Source organism: uncultured Psychroserpens sp. (assembly GCF_947500255.1).
In the GTDB taxonomy this organism is placed as follows: domain Bacteria; phylum Bacteroidota; class Bacteroidia; order Flavobacteriales; family Flavobacteriaceae; genus Psychroserpens.
In genome coordinates this window covers 79,356-97,137 of record NZ_CANMRL010000005.1, presented here as the reverse complement: position 1 = coordinate 97,137, position 17,782 = coordinate 79,356, and the positions used below count along the sequence as shown (strand labels likewise).

The window sequence follows — 17,782 nt, the reverse complement described above, 5'->3', positions numbered from 1 at the left end:
TCTAAAATTAACCAAAATGAAATATTCTTTTAAATTAAAGAAATCTCAACTTAAGTCTGTTTTTTCTAACAAAATGGGGTTTAAAAATTTAACTATTGAGAATAAAAATGATGTGCAAAACGCTATAAATACTGTGCTCATGTTTATTGAATTAGAAGACAAGCTTGTACCAATAAATTTCTCATATAATTTTCTGAATAACTCAATTACGTTTGAACTAACATACCAATCCAATTCTGATAAAAAATTGTTTTTCGATTCTATCAGAAAATTTGAAAATTTTATAATTGGATAGCGGTTTAATAAAAAAAGCTGATAAATAGTACTATTTATCAGCTTTTTTTATGATTATAAAGATTATTTGATTTAACCTTTTAACCAAGCCTTTCTTGTATTTATCTGAGCATCTGTCGCATTTTCAGCTTCTATAATGCTGCGAGATGTCGTAAATGACGGGACTAATTTAGCCTCGACTACAACTTCCTCACCATCACGTTCTAATACAACTTTGATATCATCGCCTTCTTTCCATTGGTACATAGCACCAAGCATTGCTTGTGCATTCTGCATTGTTAAGGCTTCACCATTTACAGTTTTAATGATATCATTTGGCATCACACCTTGATCTGCCCAAAAACTATTGTTTTTTACACCTTCAGAAAAGAAGATCTCTCCTTTTTCCTGATTTGCACCAAAAATAAAACCTGATCCACTTTGAATGTAACTTGTAGGCACTCGTTTTTCACCAAATGTTAATCCTACTCTTTCAAAGAACTTTGAATAATCTATTGGTGTTCCACCTACAACGTGAGTATTTAAAAACTCACCCACAGAAGGATAGGTCATCTCAGTAATTTCTGCAATGATATTATCATCAACAAAAGGTTTTTCTTTTCCATACTTAGCAGATAGCTCTTTCATTAATGACAACATACTCCTATTTCCATCACTTTCTTCACGCATTAAAATATCAATACACATACCAATCAAAGCACCTTTCATATAAACATTGTAATAATTAGTTGCATAAGGTTCTTCGAGTACGTTTTCACTCATTGTAGTAAAACTCATCGAATCATCCATATTTTTAGATACTTGGATTTTTTGATTCATTGTAGCATAATAAGTATCTGCATCTACTAAACCTTCATAAATCTGGAAATGCTGTGCAAAATATTCGGTCACACCTTCATACATCCATAAATGTTTTGAGAATGTAGGATCATTATAATCAAAGTAATGCACATCTTCAGAATGTACAGAAAGTGGCGTTACAATGTGAAAGAACTCATGTGCAACCACATCAGTCATTGATGCTGCTAATTGCTCTTTAGATGAGTTTTCACCTAGCACAACAACAGTTGATGTATGATGTTCTAACGCACCAAATCCTTTAGGGGCTTTTTCAGTACCATCAGACAGGTATAAATAAATATCATAACGTGGCGTACTGTTGACATCGCCTAAATATGCTTTTTGAGCCTCCATCATTTTGTAAACCGTCTCTTTCATACTCGCAGCACTATGCACTTTGTTTGGAGAGTATACACTCAATACAATCTTAATATCGCCAACCATGAACTCTTCTACATCTAACTTACCATACATCATTGGATTATCAGTGATGTCAAAATAACGTGGCGCAAAATATGAAGTCGTGATTTGTGTTCCGTCAGAACTTGAAGTTGTATTTCTAGTTTCTAAAGCAGATGTACGCTCAAAATTAGCAGGAGCTGTAACATCTAATGTATACTGTGCATTTTTTAAAGAATCAAAATATCCTATAAAACCGTGTAAATTTAATACATAGTTGTCTGGTTCAATATTTGTTCCTGCTGGTGAAAAAGGAACATCTCCTCCAATACCACCACTCACTTCTTGATCGAACGTATCATTAACCATATACTCTATTTTATCAAGTTCCTTTGCGTTTGCAATGGTCCAAGTATTCGTATTTTCTTTAACGACAGTCATTTCGTTACCGTTGTAGTCAAATGCTTTAAAATCGTCAACATATTTTCCGAAGTCACTCACAGAATACGTTCCTTGGACAACCTTAGGTAATCTGTACGTCACCACCTCTTCGGTGAATCGTCCAGGGTTTATAATCACAGGTGCTTTATCGTCAGTAACTGCAGATAAGTTGATAGATGTTGAAATTGGATTTGCTGTAGCTAAGTCATTTACCGAAGACTTAGAAGAGCCACAAGCTACAAGTAGTGCACTAGTAGCAAAAATTGATAGGATTTTTTTCATCGTAATGTTAATTGTTTTTCAGATATTTTTTATCTGACGCACAAAACTACAATCTGTTACCACTAATTTAGCTAAGGTTTTGTTAAAATGGTACTTTTGTAACATGTCAAATCCTTTAATTAGTATTCTTACGCCTTTTAAAAATACGGAACAATATCTTCCAGAATGTATAGAATCTATTCAAAATCAAAGTCATCAAAATTGGGAATTACTTATTGTTGATGATCATTCTAACGATAAAAGTTATGAGCTTGTGAATACTTTCGCAGCGCATGATAAGCGTATTAAATTATATAAAAATAAAGGTAACGGGATTATTAACGCATTGCGACTCGCTTTTTCTGAAAGTTCAGGAAACTATATCACTAGAATGGATAGTGATGATATTATGCATTCTGAAAAGCTAAGTATGATGCTCAACGATTTGCAAACTCATGGGAAGCAACATATCGCATTGGGATTAGTAAAATACTTCAGTGATAATGGAATTGGAGATGGCTATGCTAAATATGAATCATGGCTTAACAATTTAACCCAATATGGGCATAATTACACCGAAATTTATAAAGAATGTGTTATTCCTTCACCTTGTTGGATGTTACATCGTGATGATCTCCTTAATTGTCAAGGCTTTATTCCTGAACGTTACCCTGAAGATTATGATCTCACATTTCGGTTTTATAAAAACAATATCAAATGTATTCCCAGTAATACAGTTTTACACTATTGGAGGGACTATAGCACTAGAGCTTCGCGAACAGATGAACATTATGCCGAAAATCATTTCTTAGAACTAAAGGTCGATTATTTTTTAGAACTTAATTATGATGATTTCAGACCACTTACCATTTGGGGAGCAGGACAAAAAGGAAAAAAAGTTGCTCAACTTTTAAAGACCAAACACATTCCTTTTATTTGGATTTGTGACAACCCTAAAAAGATAGGAAAACATATCTATGATGAATTATTACATAATTTCCAGTATCTAGAAGACCTTAAAAACCCTCAAAGTATTGTTACTGTTGCCAATGCTGAGTCTCAAAAAGAGATTACCTCCTATTTTCAAGAACAGAAAATGGTATCAATGATTGATTATTTTTTCTTTTGTTAGATTGAACCTTCAAAAAATTGTAATTTACTCTTAATAAAACAAGTCATTATGAAATATCTAATTGTACTATTAATTTTACCGTTTTCAGTGTTTAGTCAAAACTCTGAAAAAGACATAAAAGAGAAACTCATTCAGTTAAATGAGGATATTTACAAAGAATATGCACTTCATAAAAATGAAGCATTCTTTAATGAGCATGTTAAAGATGATTTCATTTTAATAGCAGGAATTGGCATAACAGAAAGCAAGTCACAGGCCATTAAAGGCATCAAGAATCTTAATGTTTCAAGTGTTGATGTTGTAGCTAATACAATTATCTTAAATGGAGATAGCGCAATTATTGTTGGTGTATTGAAATTAGATGGAAAAATCATGGGAAATCCAATTCCTAAAATGCGCTATATGAGTGTATTCGCAAAACATGAAGGGTTGTGGAAACTTCAAGCTAGAAGCATGACACCTATTAGAGAAATGAAAAAAAAGCAATAGCTCAACTTCAATCATTAGATAAACGTTAAAATTCTCAAAAGCTAAAGCAACTAATCGCTTATCATTTTCTATATTTGATTCCAAACTAAAACAATCCAAAAAAAGGAATGCAGTTTAAACACCCAGAACTTCTTTACGCTTTATTTCTGCTTATCATTCCAATTATTGTTCACTTATTTCAATTAAGAAAATTCAAGAGTGTCCCCTTTACTAATGTTCAATTTTTAAAGGAATTAACCATTCAAACACGTAAAAGCTCACAATTAAAAAAATGGCTTACATTAATTACACGTTTATTACTCTTAGCTTTTACTATCATTGCTTTTGCTCAACCTTACATTTCAAATTCTGAAAGCTTCAATACAAAAAGTGAAACCGTTATTTATCTCGACAACTCATTTAGTATGCAATCACCAAGTACTAATGGCAGTTTGTTAAACTCGGCTATACAAGACATTATAGAAAACGTTGACGAGAATGAACAACTTTCAATTTTCACTAACGATGTAAACTTTAATAATACGAGCATAAAAGCCATTAAAAATGAATTGATCCAATTAAAACACTCTGCAAATCAACTTGCATATGATGCAGCAATTTTAAAGGGAAAAAAGTTATTTTCAAATGATGAAAGCAGCATAAAAAATCTAGTGCTAGTATCCGATTTTCAGCAAAAGGCTGAGGCTATGACTGCTACAAGTGATAGTCTAATTAACTTGAAATTAGTGCAGCTAAAACCTACAAATCAAAGTAACATTGTTATTGATAGTGTGTTTATATCAAAAACCACAGTAGAAAATATTGAACTCACCGTAGGTATAAAAAATCAAGGTGATCCTATAGAAACCTTACCTGTATCACTATATAATGATGATAAACTCATTGCAAAAACGGCTGTTAACATTAGTAATGAGGCGGCTACTAATTTCACAATTCCTGTAAATACTGTATTTAATGGTAAACTTGTTATAGAAGATAGTAATCTTCAGTATGACAATACCCTGTATTTCAATATTGATAAACGTGAAAAAATAAACGTTTTAGCTATAAATGAAGCTGATGATCTCTTCCTTAAAAAAATATATACAAGTGATGAATTTGAGTATACATCATCAAATTTTAGTGCGCTAAATTACAATATAATCGAACGCCAAAATTTAATTGTTTTAAACGAATTAAACACGATTCCAAACGCTCTCATTACGACGTTAAAATCATTTACTGACAATGGAGGAAGTATATTAATAATCCCTTCAGAAAAAGCAACATTAAACACTTACAATCAATTATTTAACCAATATAATCTTTCTAATTTTGGTGCTATTAACCCGGTAGAAAAAAAGATTACAACAATTAACTTTTCACATCCGTTACTTAACAATGTATTTGATAAACGTGTTAACAATTTTCAATACCCTAAGGTCAATTCATTTTATAACAATGCTACAAGCTCTGTCAACTCTATTTTAAGTTTTGAAGACGGAATGTCATTTTTGGCGCAATCAGGAAATGCCTTTAGATTTTCAGCAGCTTTAGATCCTATAAATTCAAATTTTAAAAACTCTCCGCTAATTGTTCCTGTACTCTATAATATTGGAAAACAAAGCTTGAAAACTGGCAATCTATTTTACACTATTGGGCAAGAAAATAATATAGATATTGCAACGCAATTACAACAAGACGATATTTTAACACTCGTAAATGGTGATAATTCTGTAATTCCCTTGCAGCAAACCTATGACAATAAGGTTGAGCTTATTACAAACACTTATCCAGACGTAGCTGGCATTATCTCGGTTAAAAATAAAGATAGTTTTCTTAAAAATTTAAGCTTTAATTTTAATAGAAATGAAAGTCATTTAAATTACTTTGATACTCAAAATATTGCGAATACCAGCATGAATAATTCAGTGGCTACAGCTATAAGTGATATCAAAAGTGCAACTAATGTTAATGAACTATGGAAATGGTTTGTTATTTTTGCAGTGATTTTCTTAATTATCGAAATGCTTATCTTAAAATTTCTGAAATGAACGTACTTGTAAAATCCGCCACTATAGTTGATCCTAAAAGCGATTTTCACAATCAAACCGTTGATATTTTAATAGAAAAAGGGACAATCTCCCAAATCTCTAAACGCATACAAAATCCAAAAAACTACAAAGAAATAAGATTAGATAACCTCCATGTATCTCAAGGCTGGTTTGATAGTAGTGTGAGTTTTGGTGAACCTGGTTTTGAAGAGCGTGAAACTATAGATAACGGACTCCAAACAGCTGCGCACTCAGGTTTTACTAGTGTAGCCGTAAATGCTAATACAAACCCTGTCATCGATTCATATGCTGGTATTTCATTTTTAAAATCAAAAGCTGCAAAACATGCAGTAGACCTCTATCCTATTGGTGCTTTAACCAAAAATAGCGATGGTATAGAGCTAGCTGAATTATTTGATATGAAAACAGCAGGAGCCGTGGCTTTTTATGATTACCAAAAACCAATTTCAAATCCGAATCTCATGAAACTGGCTTTACAATACGCTAGTAATTTTAATGGATTGGTTTGTTCGTTTCCACAAGAATCAAAAATTAGTGGATTGGGAGTTATGAATGAAAATGTAACAAGTACATCATTGGGCCTAAAAGGAAATCCTGCCTTAGCTGAAGAATTACAAATAGCAAGAGACTTGTTTATTTTAGAATACACTGAAGGAAAGCTACATATTCCAACGGTATCTACTGCAAAATCTGTCGCGTTAATAAGAGCAGCGAAACAGAAAAAACTAGATGTCACTTGTAGTGTTGCTATTCATAATGTCCTATATACAGATGAACAACTTAACACCTTTGACACCAACTATAAAGTATTACCTCCTTTGAGAACTCAAAATGATATTGATGCGCTTATTGACGGACTAAAGGACGGCACTATCGATATGGTGACTAGCGATCATAATCCTTTAGATATCGAGCACAAAAAAATTGAATTTGATTATGCCAAATATGGTACTATTGGTCTTGAAAGTGCCTTTGGAGCTTTAAATTCTATATTCACGGTAAAAAAGACCATAGAATTATTGACTAAAGGTAGAGAACGGTTTGGTTTAACAGTGACTCCTATTGCTGTTGGTAATGATGCTAATGTATCACTTTTCAATCCTAGTGGAAGTTATACCTTTTCAGGTAACAACATCTTATCTACATCTAAAAACGCTATATACAAAGGAAAAGAACTCAACGGAACTGTATATGGTATTGTAGCGAATAACCAACTACTAATCAAATAAATATAATGACTGAAGATATCATAAAACAAGGAAAGACCTTGGCCTGCGTGAGCTACTTTCCAATTTTTGGAACTCTAATTGCTTATTATTTAAATGCAGATAAAAAAAATCCTTTCACTAGTTTTCATATACGACAAGCATTAGGTTTATGGTTGGCTTACTTGATATGTGCCATAAGTGTTAGCAACTTTGATTCTGCAACGTTGCGTATGTGCTTATGGGTGTTTTTTGGTACATTAGTATTATATGGGTTCATTATTGCATTTTTAGGAAAATTTCAAACTATTCCTGTTTTAGGGCCTTATTTCCAAAAATGGTTTGCAAACATAGGTAAATAACAACATGAAATTACATTATATCACTAGACCATCATCGTTAAAAGAGAATGCTCCATTACTTATCATGTGCCATGGCTATGGTAGTGACGAGAATGATTTATTTTCATTTGCACAAGAGCTTCCTGAAGAGTTGTTTATCATTTCTTTAAGAGCACCATATCCAATGCAACCCTTTGGAAATGCTTGGTATGCTATTAATTTTGATGCACAACAAAACAAATGGAATGATGTTGAACAAGCTATAGAATCGCGAGATAAAATTTCAAACTTTATCGATGAAGCTTGTGCAACGTATCCTGTTAATAAAGAGAATGTTACTTTATTGGGTTTTAGCCAAGGCACTATTTTAAGTTATGCTGTTGCTCTTACCTATCCAGAAAAAGTAAAAAATATTGTGGCTTTAAGCGGTTATATTAGTGAAGATATGATAACAAATACTAAAAACAATAACTACTCACATCTTGATTTTTATTGTTCTCATGGTAGCGTAGATCAAGTTATCCCTGTAGATTGGGCCAGAAAAGCACCAAAATTTTTAGACAACCAAAACATTAAACATAGTTATTCTGAATTTCCTGTTGGTCATGGTGTAGCACCACAAAATTTTTATGAATTTAGAAGCTGGTTAGAACAACGAATTTAAATCTATGAACTACCTTCTTACAGGCGAAGAAACAGAACGCTTATATTTTAGGTTAGTCACTAAAGATGACTTCGACAGTTGGCTGCCGCTATTTAAAGAAGAGCGTATAGATGAGTTTTTAGGTATGCCTAAAGGCTTATCACAAATGGAGCAATGTGAGTTTTGGTTCAATAAAGTGTTTCATAGGTACAACAATAATCTTGGTGGTATGAATGCTCTAATCGACAAACGCACTGATAAGCTTATAGGTCAAAGTGGGTTACTTATTCAAACCGTTGAAGACGAAGAACGTTTAGAAATTGGATATTCTATTCTACCAGAATATTGGGGAAAAGGTTATGCCCAAGAGGCTGCTATAAAATGTAAAGACTTTTGCTTTGAACATGAACTCACAGATAACCTAATGTCGATGATGCATCTAGACAATATAGGTTCAGAAATTGTAGCCAAGAAAAACGGAATGACTTTCGAGAAAAAAGTAGATGAGTTTAATGTCTTTAGTATTACTAGAGGCACATGGCTAAAACAACAGCAATAAAATTAAGGTTGATATAATAAAGACCCTAATTCTGTAAACTTGACATTTCCATTGTCATCTAAATCATAACCTAAAAGCATTTCTCCAAAATATTTCCCATCGGTAAAATTAAGAATGATCCATTTGTGGTTGAGCATTCTAATTTGATCGATACGCATTTTTTCACCAGACATCGATGCAAAAGGCACTAGTGGATGATCTTCGGTATCATATTCGTTAAGACTAATAAGTCCGTCTTTTATTGATGGAACAAATTCTGAGATTCTAAACCCTCTATTTTCCCAGTAAGTCATTGCATCGTCATTTGTATCAAATCTAAATGTGTACAAATCTTCAACAATATTATCCTCCATTGTTCTAATAGAATCTCTAAGTTGTGTATTCACATCCTTATAACTAGTTAGTTGTCCGTCATATTCTTCTATGATATTCTTTGAATTCACAAATTGAAAAATCACAAGTAATAGTGTGAAAATAAACAGGTACATAAAAATTCTACTCTTCATAATAATTATAATTCTATTTGTAAGTTATCGTAAGCTAAATAAACGTTTTCTGGCAATCTTTGTTGTACGTCATCATGAAAACCTAAATAATGACTAATATGAGTTAAATAAGCTGTTTCTGGTCTTACTTTTTCAATAAAAGCTAAAGCTTCATCAAGATTGAAATGAGAAATATGCTCCTTTTCACGTAAAGCATTAACAACTAAAACCTTAACTCCTATAATCTTTTCAATTTCTTCTTCAACAACGGTCTTCATATCGGTGAGATATGCAAAATCTCCAAAGCGGAATCCGAATACCTGCAATTTATGATGATACCCATTAACAGGTACAACGTTTAAATTTCCAAGTAAAAAGGGTTCATTTTTAATTTCATGCTGAATTACACTTGGCACTCCAGGATATTTATCTTCTGTCGTAAAAATATAATTGAAACGCTTAGCCAATTCTCCCAAAACACGCTTATGCGCATAAAACGGAATGTCTCCTTGACGAAAATAAAACGGACGAATATCATCTAGACCTGCAGTGTGATCTGCATGTTCATGCGTAAACACGACACCATCAATCTTACTACAATTAGTGTTTAGCATTTGTTGTCTAAAGTCTGGACCACAATCGATGACATAGGTATAATCGTCCCATTCAATCAACACCGAAACCCGTAAACGCTTGTCCTTAGGATTATTACTTAAGCATACAGGATGATCACTACCAATTACTGGGATGCCTTGTGATGTTCCTGTTCCTAAAAATGTAACTTTCAACTTTAATTTTATTTGCTGTAAAAATAGAACTTATTTTTTTAGTTTGAACACCTATTTTAATACCTTTGTATTGTTGACAAACCCAAAATAAAAGATGGAGATAACCTTAAAAGGAGACAAAGAGTTTGATGAGATTCCTTCGCTAAAAACGAAATGTTTACGCATCAACTTAAATGAAAATATCTACGGAACGTTTGCCGAAATTGGAGCTGGTCAAGAAACTGTTCGTCAGTTCTTTAGAGCTGGAGGTGCTTCCGGAACCATCGCAAAAGCAATGTCTGCATACGACAAAGCCTTCAGTGATGCGATTTATGGTATTGAAAATGATAGACGTTATGTAACCGAAGCTCGACTTCGGAAAATGTTAGACCATGAAGTAAATTTAGTAGAAGAACGAATTAAAAGGGATGTGCATCCAAATAAAATGTTCTTTGCCTATGCTAATACAGTAGCGACTATTGATTTTGCAAAGAAATATAAAGGACACGGCTGGGTTGGTATTAAATATCAAGTAGATCCAAATCAAGGCTATAATGAAATTGTATTGCACATTCGTTTTAAAGAGAATGATGCCAGACTACAACAAGAGACATTAGGTGTTTTAGGAACCAACCTTATCTATGGTGCTTTTTATAAGTACAATGAACCAAGAAAGTTATTGCGCTACCTCTATGATCACTTAGATAAAGATCAAGTTGAAATAGATACCATTAATTTCTCTGGTCCTGTGTTTGAAGATGTAGATAACCGTTTAATGAGTTTACAACTTGTTAAAAATGGAATGACTGATGCGGTCATGTTTGCTCCTGACGGAAATAACGTATTACCAGCTAGAGTACTTTACAAGAAAAACATCTTGACTTTACGTGGTAGTTTTAGACCTGTAACTAAAGTTAATATGGACATGTATAAGAAATCTTATGACATGTTTATTAAAGAAAATAAAGTTGATCCCGAAAAAACGCAGGTGATTTTTGAAATTACCTTATCAAATCTTAGAGCTGAAGGAGAAATCGATGAGCAAGATTTTATGGATCGTGCACGACTATTATGTTCTTTAGGTCAAACCGTTTTAATTTCAAATTTTCAAGAGTATTATAAACTTGTAGAATACTTCTCTCAATATACAAAGAGTAGAATGGGATTAGCTATGGGAGTTAATAACTTAGTAGATATCTTTGATGAGAAATATTATCGTCACTTGAGTGGTGGAATTTTAGAAGCCTTTGGAAAACTATTCTTTAAAGACTTACGTGTTTATCTATATCCAATGCAAAATGATGATGATACATTAACAGATAGTGAAAACTTAAAAGTGCATCCTAGAATGAAAGAATTATACAAATTCTTTAAGTATAATGGTAAGGTTGTGGATATCACAGATTTTGATGAATCAATATTAAATGTGTTCTCTAGAACAGTATTAAAAATGATTGCCGAAGGAGAAGATGGCTGGGAAAACATGCTCCCTGAAGGTGTTTCAAATCTTATTAAAGAAAAAAGCCTTTTTGGTTGTGAAACTGAGCAGGTACACTTAGGAGAATAAGTTATCTAAATAAAAGACACAAAAAAAAAAAGCTGCATATTTAATATGCGGCTTTTTTTAGTATTTAAGTATCCTATTTCGGTTATGCTTCTAAAATCTGGTCTGTATGGATTTTGGCTTTTACTTTATCAATAACACGATCAACAACACCGTCCTCATTAACAATAAACGTGATACGATGGATACCATCAAATTCGCGTCCCATAAATTTTTTAGGTCCCCAAACTCCAAAAGCATTAATCACTTCCTTTTCTGTATCTGCTAATAACGGATAAGGAAAATTAAATTTATTTTTAAAATTAGATTGGCGCTTTTCAGAATCGGCACTTACACCTAAAATATTATAACCAGCATCTTGCAAAGCTTTATAATTTTCTCCCAAGTTACAAGCTTCTACTGTACATGTTGGTGTATTGGCTTTAGGATAGAAAAAAACAACTAATTTTTTCCCTTTGTAGTCAGAAAGAGAGACCGCATTGCCATCTTGATCATTGACTGTAAAATTTGGTACTTTATCTCCTGCTTTTAATGTCTTCATATTGCTTATTTTTGTGATCAAATATACAACAATGACCAAACAAGAGAAAGTAGATTTTGTTATAAGAACGTTAAACGAGCTTTACCCAACAATTCCAATTCCTTTAGAGCATAAAGACCCTTATACTTTACTTATAGCAGTATTAATGTCTGCACAGAGTACCGATGTACGTGTTAATCAAATTACACCACTTTTGTTTGAGAAAGCTGATAATCCTTATGATATGATTAAGCTTTCGGTTGAAGAGATAAGAGAAATCATAAAACCTGTTGGTCTGTCTCCTATGAAAAGTAAAGGCATTTATGGTTTATCACATATTTTGATCGACAAGCACGATGGTAAAGTACCTCAAACCTATGAGGAACTTGAAGCACTTCCAGCTGTAGGTCATAAAACTGCTGCTGTTGTATTGTCTCAAGCTTTTGGGATTCCTGCTTTTCCTGTAGACACACACATCCATCGTTTGATGTACCGTTGGAATCTAACTAACGGTAAAAACGTGGTACAGACCGAAAAAGATGCAAAACGCTTATTTCCAAAAGAATTATGGAATGATCTTCATTTACAAATCATTTGGTATGGAAGAGAATATTCACCAGCTAGGGGTTGGAATCTAGATAAAGATATCATCACAAAGACTATAGGTAGAAAGTCGGTTCTAGATGATTATTACAAAAAATTGAAATAGGTAATAATCGTCTATTTGGTATAATAATTGTGCATTGAGAGGAAACTCTTTTTATGAAATCAATCTACTATTTCACACTAATCATATTAGTTACATCCTGTATACCTATTAGAATAGCTCCAAAAATTAAAGACCAAAAAATAATGGTCGCTAAAAAGTTTAGACGTACACTACCAAAGGAATATGCCTTTATCTTTCAAGACACAAAAGAGGCTAATGAATTCTACAATTACATCAATACTAAGTTTCAGTTAAATCATATCGATGTAGATTACGATGTCCCATTCAAACTAAAGAATAAACAATATTTTCTATCTTTTTATGAAGCAGAAATTCCAAATAAAACACTCAACTTTGCTCCTATCGTTATAGATTTAGCCTTAGAAAGTAAGAATATAGATTCGCAGTTATCAGATTTTTATGTATCCAGACATGAGGATTGGTATATAGCAATTACTATTTGGGACAATGATTCTAATAATTGTCTAAAACCAAATTATAAAGACAGAGATGAGGTTATCAATTATTTAAAACGCTTAAAACAGGAATACTTGACAACGAGTAATTATGTCGAAGTACTATTCAAAACACATTACATTGAAGATTAGATTTACGCTTTAAAGTGTAACATTTTATGATTAATTCGAACACATAGATAAGCACTTTAATTTTATGAAAATCAAATCAGATGCAACTTCAACAGAATTATCGTCCACTTTCTATAAAAAGAATCAAGAATTTTGTCAAGAATTTGAAAATTATATTGCTTCTAAGAAAGGAAAAGTAAAAGGAACTTATAATGCTTGGTCTTATCTCATATCTGGAAAAATTGACCAGCCAAGATCTTGGACGCTGATGTATGAAAAATCTACTTTCACTTATAATTGGAATATATTTCTATCATCTAAAAAACAAAGCTTGAGAATTCGAACAAAATGGTCTACACAATTAGACACAAATTTGAAATTCACCATTAGAAGGAAATCGATTCTAGATACTTTCAAAAAAAGTACATCAACACTAAATAAACATAGTAAATATGTACTAATATCTGACCAAAAGCCTTCTAAGCTCATTTCAGATTTAATAATAATTCTTAGTTCTCTTTTAGAAAATAAAGATGTGCATTTGGTTACTTTAAAAAAAGGTAAACTAATGATTGAATTAGATACCGAAACACATGAGTTAAATAGCTTCGAAAAGCTATTAGTAGTAGTATAAAAAAAAATCCTGAAGACTAACGATTCAGGATTTTTTCAAATTTAGTTTTGAAGTGCTTCAAACTTCAAATTATTATAATGTATAACACTTAAAGCCTTAGAATAATTCAAAAGAAAATCCACTGTCTCTTCTTTTGGGTTGAGGTCGTTTTGTTTTTGGGGACATTCTGAGTAAAGTTTTGCCATTTTACGTTTTTTAGTTTGTTATCACTTTTATTAACGCAACAAAACTTAACTTATTGTATCAATTTGTTAAAATAATATTATTCTTATCGATGACCTTTCTTAAATTAATGAGTGCATAACGCATTCTCCCTAAAGCAGTATTAATGCTAACACCCGTTCTGTCTGAGATTTCCTTAAAGCTCATATCCTTATACATACGCATAATTAACACCTCTTTTTGATCTTCAGGAAGTTCTTCTATAATACGTCTTAAATCACATTCTACCTGGTCTTTAATCAAGCGTTTTTCAGCATTCATAGCCGAATCACTTAACACAGAAAAAATATTAAAATCACCCGAATTATCAAATTTTGGCATTCTGTTGTTCTTTCTGAAATGATCAATAACCAAATTATGAGATATACGCATCACCCAAGGCAAAAATTTACCTTCTTCATTATACTTCCCTAGTTTTAGATTCTTAATAACCTTAATAAAAGCATCCTGAAATATATCTTCAGTGATATCTCTATCAAAGACTTTTGAATAAATAAAACTGTAAATTTTCTGCTTGTGTCTGTGGATAAGGACTGATAGAGCACTTTCGTCTCCATTCATGTAGTTTTTTACTAAAACAGCGTCCGTGATAAGTTCGTGTCTCATAATTATTACTTTAAGGGCAAAGAATTTAATCTAAGCTTGGGGTTACATTTTTTAAAGTAATATTATAATATAGGCAACTCGGTTTTAACTGTTTATGTTCTCAAATATAACAACAATCATTCCGGAATTCCAAAAAAAAGTATAAAACTTTAACATTTTAATGAACAATAATTCATTTTCTAAGCTTGATCAAAAGACGTATCTTTGCACTTTCTTATTCGCTACAACTCCTATGAACAGTAACATTTTAGACCTAAACCCTAAAGAAAATATCATTATAAAAGGTGCAAAATTGCACAACCTAAAAAATATTGATGTCGTTATTCCAAGGAATAAATTAGTGGTGATTACTGGTTTATCGGGTTCTGGAAAATCAAGTTTAGCTTTTGACACCCTATATGCTGAGGGTCAACGTCGTTATGTAGAGAGTTTATCTAGCTATGCGCGTCAATTCTTAGGAAGGCTTAATAAACCAAAAGTTGATCTTATCAAAGGTATTGCTCCAGCTATTGCTATTGAACAAAAAGTAAATAGTACCAATCCGCGTTCTACTGTTGGAACTACAACTGAAATCTATGACTACTTAAAATTACTGTTTGCTAGAATCGGGAAGACTTACTCACCTATTTCCGGAGAGTTGGTCAAAAAGCATCGTACCAAAGACGTCTTAGACTTAGTAAAGTCTTTTGATGATCGTGACAAATTATTGCTCCTCTCTCCTATTATTTTGGAAGAAGGACGTACAATGGATGATAAGCTAAATGTTTTAAAGCAACAAGGATATGCTCGGGTTCAGTATAATGAAGAAGTTTTAAGAATTGATGATGCTATCGAGAAACGTATAAAAAAAGATGTGTTCTTAGTTGTTGACCGAATTGTAGTTAAACATGAAGAAGACTTTTATAATCGATTAGCAGATGCTATCGAAACTGCTTTCTTTGAAGGGAAAGGGACTTGTACTATTGAATCCCTTTCTGATCAAAAGCGTACAGAATTTAATAATCGTTTTGAATTGGATGGAATGACCTTCTTAGAGCCCAATCCACATCTCTTTAGTTTTAATAATCCTTATGGTGCGTGTCCAAAATGTGAAGGCTATGGCGATGTTATTGGTATTGATGAAGATCTGGTGATACCTAATACTGGACTATCGGTATATGAAAATGCAATTTTTCCTTGGCGAGGTGAAAGCATGAGTTGGTATCGCGATCAATTGGTCAATAATTCTCATAAGTTTGATTTCCCAATTCACAAACCATTTTTTGAATTATCAGACGAACAAAAACAATTGATTTGGACTGGCAATGACTATTTTGAAGGCTTGAACTCATTCTTTACCGAATTAGAGTCTAAAGCTTATAAAATTCAAAATCGCGTGATGCTATCGCGCTATCGTGGAAAAACAAAATGTAATGTCTGTAAAGGAAAACGATTACGAGAGGAAGCCAATTATGTGAAAATTGCAGGTATCACCATTACAGATTTAGTAGAAATGCCTCTTGATAATCTAGCTAATTTTTTCAAGCAATTAGAACTAGATGATTATGATACAAGTATTGCCAAGCGTTTGCTTAAAGAAATCAACAACAGATTATCATTTTTAAGTAATGTTGGATTAGACTACTTAACCTTAAATCGAAAATCGAATACTTTATCTGGTGGTGAAAGTCAACGTATTAATTTGGCTACATCACTTGGAAGTAGCTTAGTAGGATCAATGTATATACTAGATGAGCCAAGTATTGGACTTCACCCTAAAGACACTGAGAAACTAATTAAAGTACTACAGGCACTTCGTGATTTAGGTAACACTGTTATTGTTGTTGAACATGATGAAGATATTATGAAAGCCGCAGATGAAATTATTGATATTGGACCAGAAGCCGGGACTTTTGGTGGCGAAGTTGTCGCTACTGGAACCTATCAAGATATTTTAAATTCGGAGTCATTAACAGCACAATACTTAAATGAAACACTAGAGATTGAACTGCCTAAAAATAGAAGAACCTCAAAATATCAAATCGAAATTGTTGGTGCCAGAGAACATAACTTACAAAATATTGATGTGACTTTCCCTTTGGAAATGCTCACCGTTGTTACTGGCGTTTCGGGTAGTGGAAAAAGTACACTAGTTAAGAAAATTCTTTTTCCGGCTATTCAAAAACAACTTACAGGATTTGGGGATAAACCTGGACAGTTTACCGAATTAAAAGGAAACTATAAAAACATTAAACATATTGAGTTTGTAGATCAAAATCCTATTGGTCGTTCATCTCGCTCTAACCCTGTAACTTATATTAAAGCATATGACGACATAAGAGCATTATTTTCGAGTCAAAAATTGAGTAAGATTCGTAATTATCAAGCTAAGCATTTTAGCTTTAATGTTGATGGTGGTCGATGTGAAACTTGCAAAGGCGATGGTGAAGTGACCATTGAAATGCAATTTATGGCCGATGTGCATTTAACTTGTGAAACCTGTAATGGAAAGCGTTTCAAAAAAGATGTTTTAGAAGTCACCTTTGAAGGTAAAAATATTGACGATATTTTAACTATGACCATTGATGATGCTATTGCTTTTTTTGATCAACATAATATTTCAAAAATTAAAAACAAATTGCAACCATTGCAAGATGTTGGTCTAGGTTATGTGGCTCTTGGTCAAAGTTCTTCTACACTTTCAGGTGGAGAAGCACAACGAATTAAATTAGCATCATTCCTTGGAAAAGGATCTAAAAGTGATAATGCGCTATTTATTTTTGATGAACCTACAACTGGTTTACATTTTCATGATATTAAAAAACTGTTGAAATCATTTCAAGCATTGATTACTAAAGGACATTCGATTATTGTAATTGAACACAATCTCGATCTTATAAAATGTGCAGATTATGTAATCGATTTAGGACCTGAAGGCGGAAATCGTGGCGGACAGCTCATAGCACAAGGAGTTCCTGAAGACATAGTTAAGAATAAGAAGTCTATTACTGGTGAGTATTTAAAAGATAAGATTTAATTTGTATCACACAG

At 32.6% G+C, this 17,782-nt stretch carries 19 protein-coding genes; 13 read left to right on the top strand and 6 right to left on the bottom strand.

From position 1 onward, the window contains the following. Nucleotides 1–16 precede the first annotated feature (16 nt). Entirely contained in the window at nt 17–295 is a 279-nt protein-coding gene (locus Q0783_RS14060; RefSeq protein ID WP_298896149.1) for a hypothetical protein, read from the top strand. Nucleotides 296–366: 71 nt separating this feature from the next. Here the strand turns inward: Q0783_RS14060 and Q0783_RS14055 are convergent, their stop codons facing one another. Beyond that, entirely contained in the window at nt 367–2,256 is a 1,890-nt protein-coding gene (locus Q0783_RS14055) for a peptidase M61 (RefSeq protein ID WP_298896147.1), read from the bottom strand. 103 nt (nt 2,257–2,359) lie between these two features. Here Q0783_RS14055 and Q0783_RS14050 point away from each other — a divergent pair, with 103 nt between their 5' ends. The 7 genes from Q0783_RS14050 (at nt 2,360) to Q0783_RS14020 (ending at nt 8,658) form a co-directional block, all read left to right on the top strand. Further along, on the top strand, nt 2,360–3,367 hold the full coding sequence (locus Q0783_RS14050; protein ID WP_298896145.1) for a glycosyltransferase family 2 protein: 1,008 nt from the start codon (nt 2,360–2,362) through the stop codon (nt 3,365–3,367). Nucleotides 3,368–3,415: 48 nt separating this feature from the next. After that, on the top strand, nt 3,416–3,856 hold the full coding sequence (locus Q0783_RS14045; RefSeq protein WP_298896144.1) for a nuclear transport factor 2 family protein: 441 nt from the start codon (nt 3,416–3,418) through the stop codon (nt 3,854–3,856). Nucleotides 3,857–3,963: 107 nt separating this feature from the next. Then, on the top strand, nt 3,964–5,889 hold the full coding sequence (locus Q0783_RS14040) for a BatA domain-containing protein (protein ID WP_298896142.1): 1,926 nt from the start codon (nt 3,964–3,966) through the stop codon (nt 5,887–5,889). Continuing rightward, nucleotides 5,886–7,139: a dihydroorotase gene (locus Q0783_RS14035; protein ID WP_298896140.1), complete on the top strand. Its 1,254-nt coding sequence runs from the start codon at nt 5,886–5,888 to the stop codon at nt 7,137–7,139. Before Q0783_RS14040 ends, Q0783_RS14035 begins: the two co-directional genes overlap by 4 nt. A 5-nt stretch (nt 7,140–7,144) precedes the next feature. Beyond that, nucleotides 7,145–7,477: a hypothetical protein gene (locus tag Q0783_RS14030; RefSeq protein ID WP_298896138.1), complete on the top strand. Its 333-nt coding sequence runs from the start codon at nt 7,145–7,147 to the stop codon at nt 7,475–7,477. Nucleotides 7,478–7,481: 4 nt separating this feature from the next. Further along, nucleotides 7,482–8,120, top strand: a complete 639-nt coding sequence (locus Q0783_RS14025) for an alpha/beta fold hydrolase (RefSeq protein WP_298896136.1) — start codon at nt 7,482–7,484, stop codon at nt 8,118–8,120. 4 nt (nt 8,121–8,124) lie between these two features. Continuing rightward, nucleotides 8,125–8,658 carry a GNAT family N-acetyltransferase gene (locus Q0783_RS14020; protein ID WP_298896134.1) on the top strand — a complete coding sequence of 178 codons (534 nt, stop codon included), beginning with the start codon at nt 8,125–8,127 and terminating at the stop codon, nt 8,656–8,658. Between the two features lie 2 nt (nt 8,659–8,660). Here Q0783_RS14020 and Q0783_RS14015 read toward each other — a convergent pair whose 3' ends face one another. Then, entirely contained in the window at nt 8,661–9,164 is a 504-nt protein-coding gene (locus tag Q0783_RS14015) for a hydrolase (RefSeq protein WP_298896132.1), read from the bottom strand. A 5-nt stretch (nt 9,165–9,169) separates the two neighbouring features. Further along, nucleotides 9,170–9,931 carry an MBL fold metallo-hydrolase gene (locus Q0783_RS14010; RefSeq protein ID WP_298896130.1) on the bottom strand — a complete coding sequence of 254 codons (762 nt, stop codon included), beginning with the start codon at nt 9,929–9,931 and terminating at the stop codon, nt 9,170–9,172. Between the two features lie 94 nt (nt 9,932–10,025). Here Q0783_RS14010 and Q0783_RS14005 point away from each other — a divergent pair, with 94 nt between their 5' ends. Further along, nucleotides 10,026–11,477 (top strand): TonB-dependent receptor, encoded by a 1,452-nt coding sequence (locus Q0783_RS14005; RefSeq protein ID WP_298757433.1) that lies wholly within the window; start codon nt 10,026–10,028, stop codon nt 11,475–11,477. Nucleotides 11,478–11,559: 82 nt separating this feature from the next. On the opposite strand, the gene bcp is transcribed toward Q0783_RS14005, so the two are convergent. Beyond that, on the bottom strand, nt 11,560–12,015 hold the full coding sequence (gene bcp / locus Q0783_RS14000; RefSeq protein ID WP_298896128.1) for a thioredoxin-dependent thiol peroxidase: 456 nt from the start codon (nt 12,013–12,015) through the stop codon (nt 11,560–11,562). A 31-nt stretch (nt 12,016–12,046) separates the two neighbouring features. Between bcp and nth the strand changes: the two genes are divergently transcribed. The 3 genes from nth (at nt 12,047) to Q0783_RS13985 (ending at nt 13,924) form a co-directional block, all read left to right on the top strand. Continuing rightward, complete coding sequence (gene nth, locus Q0783_RS13995; RefSeq protein WP_230935354.1) at nt 12,047–12,703, top strand: endonuclease III; 657 nt, start codon at nt 12,047–12,049, stop codon at nt 12,701–12,703. Between the two features lie 53 nt (nt 12,704–12,756). Further along, the gene (locus tag Q0783_RS13990; protein ID WP_298896126.1) at nt 12,757–13,311 is read left to right on the top strand and encodes a hypothetical protein; all 555 of its coding nucleotides are present in this window, start codon (nt 12,757–12,759) and stop codon (nt 13,309–13,311) included. A 64-nt stretch (nt 13,312–13,375) separates the two neighbouring features. Beyond that, complete coding sequence (locus tag Q0783_RS13985) at nt 13,376–13,924, top strand: hypothetical protein (protein WP_298896125.1); 549 nt, start codon at nt 13,376–13,378, stop codon at nt 13,922–13,924. Between the two features lie 41 nt (nt 13,925–13,965). Here Q0783_RS13985 and Q0783_RS13980 read toward each other — a convergent pair whose 3' ends face one another. Both Q0783_RS13980 and Q0783_RS13975 read right to left on the bottom strand, forming a co-directional pair. Further along, entirely contained in the window at nt 13,966–14,109 is a 144-nt protein-coding gene (locus Q0783_RS13980; protein ID WP_230935356.1) for a hypothetical protein, read from the bottom strand. Nucleotides 14,110–14,167: 58 nt separating this feature from the next. Further along, nucleotides 14,168–14,752 carry a sigma-70 family RNA polymerase sigma factor gene (locus Q0783_RS13975; protein WP_230935357.1) on the bottom strand — a complete coding sequence of 195 codons (585 nt, stop codon included), beginning with the start codon at nt 14,750–14,752 and terminating at the stop codon, nt 14,168–14,170. Between the two features lie 232 nt (nt 14,753–14,984). Between Q0783_RS13975 and uvrA the strand changes: the two genes are divergently transcribed. After that, the gene (gene uvrA, locus Q0783_RS13970; RefSeq protein ID WP_298896497.1) at nt 14,985–17,768 is read left to right on the top strand and encodes an excinuclease ABC subunit UvrA; all 2,784 of its coding nucleotides are present in this window, start codon (nt 14,985–14,987) and stop codon (nt 17,766–17,768) included. The last annotated feature ends 14 nt before the right edge of the window (nt 17,769–17,782 follow it).